General features: G+C 60.6%; 9 protein-coding genes and 1 pseudogene. 2 read left to right on the top strand and 8 right to left on the bottom strand.

The genetic code is table 11. From position 1 onward, the window contains the following. Positions 1–127 precede the first annotated feature (127 nt). The 4 genes from pqqF to GV818_RS30680 form a co-directional block, all read right to left on the bottom strand. Positions 128–2,590, bottom strand: coding sequence for a pyrroloquinoline quinone biosynthesis protein PqqF (gene pqqF, locus GV818_RS30695; protein ID WP_161778378.1), 2,463 nt, complete (start codon positions 2,588–2,590; stop codon positions 128–130). Between the two features lie 48 nt (positions 2,591–2,638). Then, positions 2,639–3,433 (bottom strand): carbon-nitrogen hydrolase family protein, encoded by a 795-nt coding sequence (locus GV818_RS30690; protein ID WP_161758483.1) that lies wholly within the window; start codon positions 3,431–3,433, stop codon positions 2,639–2,641. Between the two features lie 127 nt (positions 3,434–3,560). Then, on the bottom strand, positions 3,561–5,243 hold the full coding sequence (locus GV818_RS30685; protein ID WP_161758482.1) for a flavin monoamine oxidase family protein: 1,683 nt from the start codon (positions 5,241–5,243) through the stop codon (positions 3,561–3,563). A 170-nt stretch (positions 5,244–5,413) separates the two neighbouring features. Continuing rightward, a complete protein-coding gene (locus tag GV818_RS30680; RefSeq protein ID WP_011063845.1) occupies positions 5,414–5,875 on the bottom strand; it encodes an Lrp/AsnC family transcriptional regulator in 462 nt (153 codons plus the stop codon). 206 nt (positions 5,876–6,081) lie between these two features. Between GV818_RS30680 and GV818_RS30675 the strand changes: the two genes are divergently transcribed. Next, positions 6,082–8,448, top strand: coding sequence for a glucose/quinate/shikimate family membrane-bound PQQ-dependent dehydrogenase (locus GV818_RS30675; protein ID WP_161778377.1), 2,367 nt, complete (start codon positions 6,082–6,084; stop codon positions 8,446–8,448). A gap of 69 nt (positions 8,449–8,517) precedes the next feature. On the opposite strand, the gene ptaA is transcribed toward GV818_RS30675, so the two are convergent. After that, complete coding sequence (ptaA, locus tag GV818_RS30670; RefSeq protein WP_161778376.1) at positions 8,518–9,618, bottom strand: pyoverdine biosynthesis transaminase PtaA; 1,101 nt, start codon at positions 9,616–9,618, stop codon at positions 8,518–8,520. A 995-nt stretch (positions 9,619–10,613) separates the two neighbouring features. On the opposite strand from ptaA, the gene GV818_RS30665 reads away from it, so the two are divergent. Beyond that, positions 10,614–11,348 (top strand): hypothetical protein, encoded by a 735-nt coding sequence (locus GV818_RS30665; RefSeq protein WP_161778375.1) that lies wholly within the window; start codon positions 10,614–10,616, stop codon positions 11,346–11,348. 32 nt (positions 11,349–11,380) lie between these two features. Here the strand turns inward: GV818_RS30665 and GV818_RS30660 are convergent, their stop codons facing one another. From GV818_RS30660 to GV818_RS30650, 3 genes and pseudogenes are all read right to left on the bottom strand, one after another. Further along, a complete protein-coding gene (locus GV818_RS30660; RefSeq protein WP_161778374.1) occupies positions 11,381–12,352 on the bottom strand; it encodes a hypothetical protein in 972 nt (323 codons plus the stop codon). Next, entirely contained in the window at positions 12,325–13,029 is a 705-nt protein-coding gene (locus tag GV818_RS30655; protein ID WP_161778373.1) for a hypothetical protein, read from the bottom strand. The genes GV818_RS30660 and GV818_RS30655 overlap by 28 nt, the downstream gene beginning before the upstream one ends. Beyond that, positions 13,026–13,306: pseudogene (locus GV818_RS30650) on the bottom strand (DNA-binding protein); the annotation flags it as partial. The pseudogene GV818_RS30650 and the gene GV818_RS30655, both read right to left, overlap by 4 nt.

The following is a 13,306-nucleotide window of genomic DNA, read 5'->3' as shown; positions in this document are numbered from 1 at the left end:
GGTGTTGCCTATACATATAGTCCACCTCCGGCGGGAGATGTTCAGATGCTTAGGGGCCTATCTTACTAAATTCCCGCTGCAGGTTGCCCGCAATTCTAAAGAAAGCTCATTGCAGCGTTGGTAATGATCATTCCGCCGCTTGCCATGGCGAACCCGGGCAAGGGCCGTTGGCCAGAGCCTGCCAGCCACCTGTAGCGCTTTTCAGGCCCCTGGCGGCCTGGACCATGGCCGCAGGTGTAAGGGCGTCGATGCAGGCTTGCAACTGTTGCAGGTAATCCGACGGCCGGCCAGCCAGCTTTGCTTGCCACAGCAGCTCTGCCGCTTGCTCCAAGGGTAGCTCCTCAGGGTGAAACTGCCGGACCAGAGCCTGTCGCTGATCGTTCCAGGCGTGCTCGGTGAGCATCTGGAGCTGTTCTGGCAGGCGTTGCAGGTATTCCTCAAGGTGCTGAAGTATTTCCGCGAGCGTTGCGCTGGGTGACTGTACGCCGAGCAGCAGGCCGGTCTGGCCATTACGCTGGCGGATTGCGCTGAACACGGCATAACCCAACTGCAATTCGACGCGCAAACGCTGATAGAAAGGCGTCTGGCAGAGTTGGCCCAGCAGGCGCCAGGCTGCTTCATCTGCAAGAGTGCGGGTGGCTGTCGGGCAGAACAGCAGCAGGGCCTGCTCACTGGACTCCCCGGGCAACGCTTGCCAGCGGTAGCTGGCGTCCGTTGGTGACGGTTGGCAGAGGCTGGCGTCTGCGGTACCTGGCATGTGATGCAGCGCCCGGCTGAGGGTTTCTTGGGTGCTGGACGGTAGCCCCAGGGCTAGCCCATCCCAGCGGGCCTTGGCCCACAGCGCTTGCAGTGTCTGCGGACCGGGAGTTGCCGGGCTGGCGGCCAGTGGCTGTTCGCTGAAGGTTTTGAGCAACTGTCGGATGGGCATCAATGATGCCTTGCCTGTCGCGATTGCGCTGTGCTGCCAGAATGACTCCGCTGGGCAGCCCAAGGTCTTCAGGGCCTGTTGCAGCACAGCAAGCATGGGTTGATGCAGGCCGCTCAGTTTCAGCAGCCAGTCCTCACTGCAGGTGGAGAAACTCAGCTCCACACCTGCTTGACGAGCATCGCGACTCAATGGCTCCAGACTATCGAGTAATCGGCTGTGCAGGCCGGCCGGTGCAGGCGCTGCCAGGCGCCAGCGCAAAATCAGTGCCCCTGCGGAACCGTCCACGGGCAGTGCCTGGCTGAAGTTCAGTGCCGAGTTTTCTTTGCGGCCTCGGGAGCGATCCTGGGCAAAGCTACGCAAGCCTCGGTGAGCGCTGGTCTGCCCGCGAATCAGTCCGGCCCTGGGCGCTTCGGTCGTGCTGCGCAGGAAGGGATTGGCAGAGGGCAGGCTCCAGACACTGCTGAAGTTATCCACAGCCCGGGGCTGCAACTGCTTGAGCAGAGCCTTGAGAGCAGCTAGTCCTTGTTCATCCAGCTCATCGGCTGCCTGTTGGCTGTCCCGCCGTGCCAGTGCCAGGGCGCTGCTGACCAGGCGCTGGCGTTGTTGCAGCAAGGCATATTCTTCACGCAATTCTGGCCAATCGGCCTGGGCGCTGAAGAACCCCAGCCACTCCATCAGCAATGTGTGGACCTGGGCCGGTGTTGCCAGATCCTCATTACCCAGGCCGAACTCCAGGTGCAGCAGGGCTTGCCCGGAAAACTGATACAGCGGTTGCGCTTTCAGGCTGTGGGCCAGTCGGCGTTGCTGGAGCTCGGCGAGCAGTCCTCCGGGCTTGGCGGATTGCAGCCAGGTGCAAAGAAAGTCCAGCGCCGATGCTGCACCTTCTGGCAGCTGTTCGAGGGTGAGCAGCAGATCCAGGCGTTGTGCATCGACCTGTTGATAACTCTGCGAGCCCGTTGTCAGCAGGGCGGGTGGCGGGTTCTGTGCAAGGCGCTGGCCGCTCGGCAAGTCGGCACCGTAGCGTTCGGCTAGGGCGCGCAGCTCTTCCAGCGGCTGCGGTCCGGCAAGGCTCAGGGTCATTTGCCCGGTCTGGTAGAAATCACGATAGAACTGCTGCAGTGCCTCCTGAAAGCTGCTGTTGGGCAGGTTCAAGCTGTAGCGGTTGCCGGCGTGAAAGGCGCGCAACGGGTGCGCGGCGGACAGGCCATTGAACAGCGCGAACTGGCGTTGCGCGGTGGCATCCCGGGACCAGGCAATGAACTCTGCGTGCAGGACTTCTCGCTCCCGGAGCTGATCCTCCAGGTGCATGCGCGGACGGGCGAGCATGTCACACAGGCGTTCCAGGCCACCGGCAAAGGCGGCAACCGGCAGTTCGAAAAAGAACTCGGTGCTGCGCTCGCAGGTCTTGGCGTTCAACTGCCCGCCCTGGGTGCGCACATAGGCCATCAACCCCTGTTCGGCGGGAAAGCGTTCGGTACCGAGAAACAGCAGATGCTCAAGAAAGTGCGCCAGGCCCGGCCAGGCCAGAGGCACATCGTGGCTGCCGGCAGCTACCCGCAGCACAGCCGCACAGCGCTTTAAATGGGGAGCATGACGCAGGGAAACCTGCAGGCCGTTGGCCAGGGTTTCCAAGTGAGGTAAAGGATGGTTCAGCGCGGGCATGAGCACTTCCAAGACAGAGAAGCGCTCATGCTAGCGGATATCCCGGGATCAGCGCTTGCTCAGGTCGTCGTAAAGCTCGGGGCGGCGATCGGCGAGATAGCGGTTGAGCCGCCGGGATTCAGCCATCAACGGGCGCTCCAGAGTGCCGATGATCAAGGCCTCGTCGAGCCCGGCCAGGGCAATTCGGCTCCCGTCGGGAGCGGCGATGCTGCTTTGGCCGCAATAGCGGATCTGCTCTTCCCGTCCGCAGTAGTTGGCGTACGCCACGTAGCACTGGTTCTCGAAAGCCCGGGCACGAATCGTCACATCGGCGACGAAGTCATAGGGAATCATGTTCGCCGTCGGCACCAGAATCAGCTCGGCCCCCGCCAGTGCCAGGCGCCGGGCGTTCTCCGGAAACTCGATGTCGTAGCAGATCAGAAAGCCGAGTTTCCAGCCGTCGAGTTCGACCACTGGGAAGTCATTGTCACCGGCGCTGAACATCGAGTGGTCGAGGTCACCGAACAGGTGGGTCTTGCGGTAGTTGCACAAGCGCTGGCCATTGGCGTCGATCAACTGCACAGCGTTGTAGATCTGGCCATCGGCGCCGCGCTCCGGGTAGCCGTAGAGAATCGCTGTGCCGGCGGCTTGTGCAATGGCGGCAATGCGCTGGGCCGAAGGGCCATCCTGGGCTTGCGCCAGAGCACCGACCGCTTCGACACCGATGTTGTAGCCACTGAGGAACATCTCCGGCAGCACCAGCAGATCAGCATCGGTGGCTTCCATGGCTACCTGATGCAAGCGTTGCAGATTACCGGTCACATCCAGCGGCAGTGGCGGACACTGATACAAGGCGACACGCATGGCCTTTACTCCTCTCAGTTGCGGAACCGGCCACCACTGTAGCCGATGTCGCCGGCCCGGGCCGGGTTCGGTCTGTAAGCCCCGCCGGGGCCTCCTGCGTTCGCAAGCACCGCCCCGGCTTCAGGCTTCAATCAGCCAGAGCAATCGGCCCGATCTCATGGAATACATCCCCCGGCCCCGGGTTCTCGGCGTGAGTGGCACCGCCGAAATGTTTCATGATTCCCCATACGGCGTTGAGTGAAGTCTGCACTGCGCCCTCGACCCAGGCTGGAGTCCAGGACACATCGTCACCGGCGATGAAGATGCCCCGCTGTTCGGCGGGCATCTGCTCTTGCATGAAGTGCGCATACATCCGCTGGTTGTAGCGGTAGTGGCCCGGCAGCGCGCCCTTGAATGCGCCGAGGAAGTGCGGATCGGCCTCCCAGGATACGGTGATCGGGTCGCCGATGATGCGGCTGGCGATATCCACCTTCGGGTAGATCTTCTTCAGCGCGTCCAGGGCCAGTTTCACGCGCTTTTCCACTGGCTGTGGAAGCATCTTCAAGGCGTCGCTCATCCACGAGTATGACAGGCAGATCACTCCCGGCTTGTCGTCGCCGTTGTCGAACAGGTAGGTGCCGCGGGTCAGGCGATCGGTGAGGGTCATGCTCATCAGGTCGCGGCCGGTTTCCGGGTCCTTGTCCTTCCAGAACGGGCGGTCGACCATAACGAAGGTCTTCGACGATTGCATGTAGCGGGTGCGGTCCAGGGCCATCCACATCTTCTGCGAGAACAGCGATTCCTCGCATTCGATCTGGGTGGTCAACAGCCAGCTCTGGCAAGTGGTCAGCACTGCGGCGTATTCCCGAGTGTCACCCCAATTGTCGGTGACGCTGAAGCGGCCATCGGCAGCCCGGGCAATGCGCTTGACCCCAGTGCGCGGTGCGCCGTGGTGCAGTGAGCTGAGGCTGGTGCCGGCTGGCCAGTGGGCGCAACGCTCCGGCACATGGCGCCAGATGCCCAGGGGCACTTGCTCGACTCCGCCCACCACCAGGTGCTGGTGGTCGTCGCAGTTGGTCATCACTACGCGGAAGATTTCCAGCATCGAGTTGGGGAAGTCGGAATCCCAGCCGCCGGTGCCGAAGCCCACCTGGCCGAACACTTCGCGATGATGGAACGAGAGCTTGGCGAAGGCCTTCGAGGTGGCGACGAAGTCGTAGAACGTGCGGTCATCCCACAACGGCACCAAGGTGTTCCACAGTTCCTTGAGGCGCGGTACATCGCGGTCACGGATGGCCTGCTGGATCTCGCCGAAGCGCGAGCCGTCCTCCAGGGCATCGGCCCAGGCGTCGGCAACTTCCTGGAACAGGGCGGGCAGGTCGGCGAGCTTCTGTGCGTAGTGAGTCTGGCCTTCGAGGTCGATGACCGTGCTGCCAGAAGCCGGGGTCAGCGGGTTGGGAAAGGGTTTGGTCTGCAGGCCGAGCTTGTCGACATAGTGATAGAAGGCCGTGGATGACACTGGGAAACGCATGCCGCCCAACTCGGCAATGATCCCCTCGGCGCCTTCGAAGGCCTGGGAGCGCAGGCGGCCACCCATCTTCGATGCTTCGTAGACCACCGGCTTGAGACCCAGCTTCATCAGCTCGTAGGCCGCCACCAGCCCGGCGATACCGGCACCGACAATCGCCACCTCGGTGCCATGCTGCGCTTCGGGAATACTGCCTAGACCGGCGGGATGCTCGATCCAGTCGTCGAAGGCAAAAGGGAAGTCCGGGCCGAAAATGGTGATCGGCTTTTTACCGTCTGCAGGATGGCGATTGTTCTTGTTCATGGCTGACCTTGGCGGGCGGCTCAGCAGAGTGCTGAGTATAGGAAAAGATGGTAGCCATTCTAGAGAGGGTGAAACACGTAGATAAGACGCAATCTGTCGTCGTTATGCGTTGTTATTTATCAATATGACGAATTCGTTTGGCGAATCGACGAACTGTTTGCGTGGTGATCTCACAGCGCATGCCCGCGATCAATCTTGCTGCTGAGGATGATCGATGTGGTGGTCTTCTCCACACCGTCGACGCTGCCGATCTGGTCCAGCAACTGGTCCAGTTGTTCCGGCGAGTCAGTGCGCAGCCAGGCCACGTAGTCGAATTCGCCGCTGACCGCACACAGTTGCTGAACCTGGGCCATGCCACTCAGGCGGCGTAGTACTTCCTTGCCGGAGCGGGGCTGGACCTTGATCCCTACATAGGCCTGCAAGCCGCCATCGACCACCCGTTGACCCAGGCGTACACCGTAGCCGGTGATGACCCGGGTCTTCTCCAGGCGCGCCAGGCGCGAGGTGACGGTGGTGCGGGCAATGCCCAATTGCCTGGCCAGCATTGCCACGCTTTCGCGAGCGTTGATCTGCAGCGCGGCGATCAACTGACGATCGACTTCGTCAAGAACAGGAGGGCGGCTATCGGACAAGGTGGGCTCCAGCACGGCTATCGAGGAGCGGACATGTTACAGCCTCGCGCAGACCATCGCTTCCGCTCCCTGTGTGATGGCTGAGCCGGCGACGGCTCTTACCCGAAGATGAATTTTTTTGAAACAAATAGCCTGCGACAAGTTGTCATAAGTAACTAGTTAGTACATTCTCGCGATCTGGTTTTACAGATGGGAGAGATTTCACGATGAAAAACACTGGGGCTGCCGGGGGCAGCAAATGGTTGCTCGCGGGGTTGGGCAGCCTGATTGCCTTGATCGGGCTGGGCCTTGCCGGCGGCGGGGGCTACCTCGTCAGCTTGGGAGGCAGTGCCTACTTCCTGTTGATGGGCCTGGCGATGCTGGTTTCCGGGTGGTTGATCGCTCGGCGTAAGCCGCGTGGCGCCTGGCTATATGCCGTGGCCTTGGTGCTGACAGCCATCTGGGCGGTTTGGGACGCGGGCCTGGAGTATTGGCCATTGGTCTCCCGGGTACTGACCTTCGCCGTGATTGGCCTGGTGGTGGCGCTGATCTACCCGGCTCTGGTGCGTGCCTCCGGCGCCCGTGCGGGGCGCGGCGCTTATGGATTGGCGGGGCTTTTGGGGATCGGCGTAGTGGCCACCCTGGCCTATATGTTCGTGCCGACCCATGTGGTCAAGGCGGCTAGCGTGCCGGCTCTCCAACCGGTGGCTCTGGGCACTGAGCAAAAGGATTGGGCCCACTGGGGCAATACCACCGCGGGCAACCGTTTCGCCGCGCTGGACCAGATCAACAAAGGCAATATCGACAAACTGCAGGTGGCCTGGACCTTCCGCACCGGCGATATCCCTGAAAGCACCGGAGCGGGTGCGGAAGACCAGAACACGCCGTTGCAGATCGGTGACACGGTTTACACCTGCACCGCCTACGGCAAAGTGTTTGCCCTGGACGCCGACACTGGCGCCGAGCGCTGGAAGTTCGATCCACAAGGTTATGCGCCCAACTGGCAGCGTTGCCGTGGCCTGGGCTATTTCGATGTCTCTGCAGCCCCTGTCGTCGAATCTTCAGCAGCCCCGGCTGCCTGCTCCAAGCGCCTGTTCTTGCCGACCGGCGATGCGCGACTGATCGCGATCAATGCTGAAACCGGCAAGCCCTGTGAAGAGTTCGGGGTAAAGGGCACCGTCGACCTGAAAACCGATATGGGCGAGATCAAGCCGGGTTACTACCAGCAGACTTCGACCCCCCTGGTGGCGGGGACTGTAGTGATAGTCGGCGGTCGTGTGGCGGACAACTTCTCCACTGGCGAACCTCCGGGCGTAGTGCGCGCCTATGACGTGCGCAGCGGCGAACTGATGTGGGCCTGGGATCCGGGCAACCCCAACACCACCAAGCGTCCTCCTGCGGGTGAGACCTATACCCGCGGCACCCCGAACGTCTGGTCAGCGATGTCCTATGACGCCAAGCTGGGCCTGGTGTACCTGCCTACCGGTAACGCTACTCCGGACTTCTTTGGCGGTCAGCGCACCGAGTTCGATGACAAGTGGAACTCCTCGATCGTCGCCCTCGATGTGGAGACTGGTCAGGTGCGCTGGCATTTCCAGACCACCCACCATGATCTCTGGGATTTCGACCTGCCAGCGCAACCGTTGCTGTACGACATTGCGGACGACAAGGGCGGCGTACAACCGGCACTGGCGCAAGTCACCAAGCAGGGTGAGATCTTCCTGCTCAACCGCGAGACCGGAAAACCCATCGCGCGGGTGGAGGAGCGTCCGGTGCCTCAGGGCAATGTCCCGGGTGAGCGTTATTCGCCGACCCAGCCGTTCTCGGTGGAGATGCCTTCGATCGGCAACCAGACTTTGAGCGAATCCGATATGTGGGGCGCCACGCCGTTCGACCAACTGATGTGCCGCATCCAGTTCAAGGGCATGCGCCATGAGGGTGTGTACACCCCGCCGGGCCTGGATCATGCGTTGCAATTCCCGGGTTCCCTGGGTGGCATGAACTGGGGCAGCGTGTCGCTGGACCCCACCAGCAACTACATGTTCGTCAACGACATGCGCCTGGGGCTGGCCAACTACATGATCCCTCGGGACCAGATCGCAGCCGGTGCCAGTGGCATCGAAATGGGTGTGGTGCCTCAGGAAGGCACGCCGTTCGGCGCCATGCGCCAGCGCTTCCTCTCGGCTGCCGGCATTCCTTGCCAGAAGCCGCCGTTCGGTACCATGTCGGCCATCGACCTGAAGACCAAGAAACTGGTGTGGCAGGTGCCGGTTGGCACGGTGCAGGACACTGGTCCGCTGGGGATCCGCATGCACTTGCCGATTCCAATCGGCATGCCGACGCTGGGCGCTTCCCTGGCGACCCAATCCGGCTTGCTGTTCTTCGCCGGCACCCAGGACTTCTACCTGCGGGCGTTTGATACCGGTAACGGCAATGAGATCTGGAAGGCACGTTTGCCAGTGGGCAGCCAGTCCGGACCCATGACTTATGTGTCGCCCAAGACCGGGCGCCAGTACATCCTGCTTACGGCGGGTGGGGCTCGTCAGTCGACGGACCGTGGCGACTACGTGATTGCCTATGCGTTACCCCGGTAATCACTGAAGCACCCAAGCATGAAAAAGCCGCGCACTGCGCGGCTTTTTCATTGCTGAAGGACATGCTCTTCAGCCCTGGGTGACCTGGGCGAAGGCTTGGCGAAAACGCTGCATGTCCTGTTCGGAACCGACGCTGACTCTGGCCCAGTTCGGCCATCCATTCCAGACCCGACCGATTTTCACATGCTGCGCGGCCAGGGCATCGACGATCTCCTGGGCGGGGCGCCGAACGTCGATCATGAAGCAATTGGCCTGTGAGGCGGTGCAGGTGAAACCGCGCTCTTGCAGCCAGGCGATGGTTTCGTCGCGCAGTTGATTGTTGTGTCGTTTGCGCTCGGCAAGCAGCCCCGACTCTTCAAGGCTGGCGATGCCCCCCAACAGAGTCGAGGCGGCCGGCACGTTGTAACCGCCGAAGATTTCCAGACGCTTGAGCAGCGCGGGTTGGCCCACGGCGAAGCCCAGCCGTGCACCGGCCATGCCGTAGATCTTGGAAAAGGTCCGCAGCACCAGCAGTTCCGGCTGCTGCTTGACCAGGGGAATGCAGGTATCGGCTTCGGAGAAGTCGATATAGGCCTCGTCGATCACCAGCACCGTTCCCTCGGGCTTTCGTGCCAGGGCTTGCTCGATGTCTTTGCGGGGCGTCAGGGTGCCGGTGGGGTTGTTCGGATTGCACAGGTAGATCAGCCCGGGGCTGCGGTCGACAGCGAGCATGGCTGGCAGATTGTGGCGGTGATCGGTGTCGAGGGGGACTTCGTGCACTTGGACCTTCCGGCTTTCGGCGGCCTCTCTGGGCGCTTCATAGGAAGGGCTGGCCATCACCAGGCTGCCGTTCTGGGTAAAAGCCATCACCGCGTGCTGCAGCGCGGCCTTGGAGCCGCAGAAACTTTGTACGTGATCTTCGGGAATGCCCTGTTGCCGGGCGAAGAGCGCGTTGAGGCGGTACTGAGTCTTGTAGGGATAGCGGCCACTGAGGGCGATGCCTTGTTGCATCGCATGGTGGGCGTTTCGAGAGGGCCCCCAGGGGCTTTCGTTGAAGTTGATCAGGGCATCGTCGGAGGAAGGCAGGATTGGTAGCGGGGTGGGCTCGGCGGCCTGGCTCCATCCAGGCAATGACAGCAGCGGCAGGGCTGTTGCGAGCCCCACCAGTGATCGGCGTGTGATCTCAACCATTGATAAATCCTTTTGTCATCGCGAAAGACGTCTCTACGTCTTTTGTCCTGCTTGGACATGGATATGACGATGACTTGCGAGCGGGATTTAAGGTGGCGGTTTAATACCTCGGCGTGGATCACAGAGATCGCAAGGCATGAAAAAGCCGCGCAATGCGCGGCTTTGAATGTGGTGGGCCCACACGGACTTGAACCGTGGACCAAAGGATTATGAGCCCTCATAAAGCGCCTGTAATCACTGGCTTACTGCAGCTATGGCCAATATTTAAAGGGATATTTGAGTTTATTGGAGGTGGGTATATTGAACGGGTGTGGACACTTTGTGGACGCTAGCAGGCGAGATAGGGCGCCAGGTGCTGTTGGTCGCAGCCCAATGACGCGCTGTGCAATCCTCGCGGGGTCAATGATTGGGCTACAGACCATAGCCCGCTTAGCTTCCAGCGTCTCGTTATGAGCTGAGCGAATCCGACCAGGTCAACAGCATTCGGAATCGTTCCGATTTTGAAAATTGCAGTCTTCTGCTGCTTTTCAGCTTTTCGCTCAGGCGGGCCGGGGCTTCCAGAATTGCTGCCTGGGCCAGGGCGCCGCAGCACGCCGCGCAAGCGCATAACATTTCTCTGCAAAACCTTGCACACCGTGCAAGTGCCGAACGCCCCACAGACCCCTTAGCGGGCCTGGGCTGGGACCTCGATTGCACCACCCATGGGGTTTGCACAAAAAACGGACACAAAGCCCGTCGGCGGGAGGGGGATAAGTGCTTTTTCGGACAGATTTTTCCTCAGTCCTGAATTTTCACTATCGAGCATCGCGCTGACATCGCCAGAAGGCACACTGCATCCTTCCTATCTCGAATAGATTTTTTGCTCACAGATGACGCTCAACTGTATGTAACGGCTTACCGTGACATTTCTCATAATCGAGCTTTATCTATTGAAGCCTCCCGAGGGCATCAATCAGAATGGTCTCGCACATAACTTTTGCGGATAGTGGTTAAGTATGAATCTAGAGCAGATTTGGAAAAAAGAGTATCGCAAGAGAAAGGCAAACGAACTTCGAAAAGATCGAATGATCTTGAATTGGCCTATACACGCTCAGCGAGCCGTTGAGGTCTTTCGCGCATTTTCGGACGAAGCCAGTAAAGACGGAATTCACTTAAATGTTACAGAACCCGAATGGTCGCCTCATCCACGTGCTATTGGCTCTTTCATCTTAGGAGCCACGTCAGTGCATCTTCGATTTGGAATAGAAAAAACTGGTGAAGGCGTGCTAGTTCGCAAGAAGGATGGCAGCGAGGAGGAGACTCATTACTTTGAATCAGGAGCGGAGTTAATAGTTCACTTCTCACCAGCAGGTGGATTGATACAGGTTTATTTTAAGCACCCTGTAACCAATCTTGAGGAGAAAAGAAAGGAGCCTATTTTGTACAGGAATACTTACAACTCTGATGATCTCACATACGACTGGCTAGCTTCCCTCATACCACCATTTCTTGCATTCAACAGATTTGAAAGCGTATTGGCGCGCCCAGGCACTTTTGATTCACTTCGAATGCGATGGTGGCTATTTTTCGATATTAGAAATCGACGCGGATATATCGAGAAGTTTCAACACCTTTTCACTACGTGGGAGCTTTTAATTGCCGGGTTGGCTCTTAGTATTATTAGCGTAATTGCTGGCACCATTGGCTTTTCGCTGCTGAAAGCAATTAATTGGATATGGGACAAAATCTAATTGATCGTCAACAGCAAACATGAAAGGCCGAATTACTGTGTGATTTTTTTGAGTGCTCCCGACAGTTGTTGCGCTTTAACGGAATTCCCTGCGAATGCCGGCGCGTTACTTGGCGGAGGCGTTGGGCCATGAGTGTGGCTCGCCAGCTGGGCGTTCATCTGCTCGACCAGGTCGAGCAGGTCGCATAGCACCTGCAGCACGTTGACCGATTCTGACCCGAGCCAAGTTTTGGGCGCCTGCAATCGCTGGCTGATCCCGCTCACGCTCCTGCGCAGCCCCTGGATCTGCTCCTGCAGGTCACCGCCCACCGTGGCATTGAGCTTCTGCCCCACCACCAGGTTCAAGTCGCGGCCGGTGGCCTGGTGCAGATCATCCACGGCCGCCAGGCTGGCGGACCCGCCCGACAGCAGCTTGAGCGCGCCCATGGCCTCGATCTTCTTGACCCCTCCCACTGACTCGGTCGAATGGTCGTCCACCGTCCTGGTGTGATTCTGGAAGCGCTCGGCGTTGTCCAGGGCTTCCACTTCGCGCTCGATCGCCTTGTCCTGGATCTTTCCATCGGTCTGGCGCAGCCAGTTGCCGTCGGCATCGACCCGCTGCTGGCAGGCCTCGCTGTGCTGCCACACCTGATCACCTTTCGGCACCCGGGGCAGGCTCAGGCCGTGCGGCAGGATCTGCTGGATAAACGGCTTGTGCGGCAACCCATAGGCGAAGCACACCACCACCGTGGTGTTTTCCTCGGGAAAGCCAAACATGCCGGCCTCTTGGCCGCCCATGGGCGCCGGCAGCGGCAGGCCCGCCAGGATCGGCAGATCCGGATCCGGTTCGCCATCGGGCAGCAGTACCTGGACGTCGACGCCATAGCGCGGCCGGAAGTCGTCGCAGAGCCCGGGCGCCGCCGGCGCATCCGGCACCGCGACCACACGGCCGAAGCGTGGCAGGTGATAACCGCCGGTGAGTTCTGGGAATTGCCGCTCTACGCTGCGGCGGATTGCGTCTTCCATTTGATGGCCATCTGATTGCCGGCGAGCGTCACGCTGGTGACCCGCTCGCCCTGGTTGAAGGTGGCGCCCGGGCGCAGTCCTGGAAGAACCGCGATCATGGCGCTCTGATTGCCCTGGTAGCCGTCGAACAGCTCGACGGGCAGTTGCAGCGGTGCGCGGGTACCGAAGAAGCTATCCGCCCAACTGCCCACGAACACCTCGCCGTCGCCCTGTTGCTGCCAGATAAAGTCGGGGATGCTGAACACCTGAGCCAGGCTGTCCATGGCCAAGTAACCGCTGGCCAGGCTGTAGAAGAACGGGGCCTTGGTCTGGGCATAGGGCTTTTCCGGCACCCGGAAGCGCAGCCCGGTCTTGCTGCCGATCGCCGCCAGGACGCCCCGCAGGTCGACGTGCCGCAGGTTCAGCGGCAGCGGGTTGGCCAGGATCGCCGCCAGCTCGCGGCAGACTAGGATCTGCTGCACACCGTTGACTGCAGTCGATCGCTCCACGTAACCGATGAAGTGACGCTGCAGCGTGCGCTCGTTGTAACCAATATCGAACGTCACCAGACCTTTGACCGGCGCCCCGGCCTGGACGGTGAAGGTGGCGCGGCCCGGGCTCTTGGCATCCAGCCGTACCTCGTCCTTAACCAGGTCGTAAGGCTTGCCGCCGATGGTCAGCACCTTGTGCAGTTTCACGATTTGCCCCCCAGGTAGTCATCCACCTTTTTCAATACCGATTCAAAGCCGCTCAGCTCCTGGCCAGCTTCGCCGCCGCCTTCGCCTCCTACGCCTTGCCCGGGGGCCGATTGCGCGCTGACGCCATTGCCGGCGCGGCGCTTCTCGACTTTCTCCGGGTTCGACAGCTTTTCGGACAGGGTGAACTGCACCAGCCAGGCCGCCCGGGTGTCGTCCTCGCGGGCGCTCACGCCTTCGGAGAATTGAACCTCGCGGATGCCGAAGGCGGCGGCCGTGT

The sequence above is a fragment of the Pseudomonas sp. Fl4BN1 genome, from assembly GCF_009908285.1.
Classification (GTDB): domain Bacteria; phylum Pseudomonadota; class Gammaproteobacteria; order Pseudomonadales; family Pseudomonadaceae; genus Aquipseudomonas.
This window is presented reverse-complemented; position numbering and strand designations above follow the sequence as displayed.

Excerpts from the sequence above, each read along its gene's own strand:
- GV818_RS30685 (WP_161758482.1), bottom strand. The coding sequence starts at position 5,243 with ATGAACAAGAACAATCGCCATCCTGCAGACGGTAAAAAGCCGATCACC.
- ptaA (WP_161778376.1), bottom strand. The coding sequence starts at position 9,618 with ATGGTTGAGATCACACGCCGATCACTGGTGGGGCTCGCAACAGCCCTG.
- pqqF (WP_161778378.1), bottom strand. The coding sequence starts at position 2,590 with ATGCCCGCGCTGAACCATCCTTTACCTCACTTGGAAACCCTGGCCAAC.
- GV818_RS30660 (WP_161778374.1), bottom strand. The coding sequence starts at position 12,352 with ATGGAAGACGCAATCCGCCGCAGCGTAGAGCGGCAATTCCCAGAACTC.
- GV818_RS30675 (WP_161778377.1), top strand. The coding sequence starts at position 6,082 with ATGAAAAACACTGGGGCTGCCGGGGGCAGCAAATGGTTGCTCGCGGGG.
- GV818_RS30665 (WP_161778375.1), top strand. The coding sequence starts at position 10,614 with ATGAATCTAGAGCAGATTTGGAAAAAAGAGTATCGCAAGAGAAAGGCA.
- GV818_RS30690 (WP_161758483.1), bottom strand. The coding sequence starts at position 3,433 with ATGCGTGTCGCCTTGTATCAGTGTCCGCCACTGCCGCTGGATGTGACC.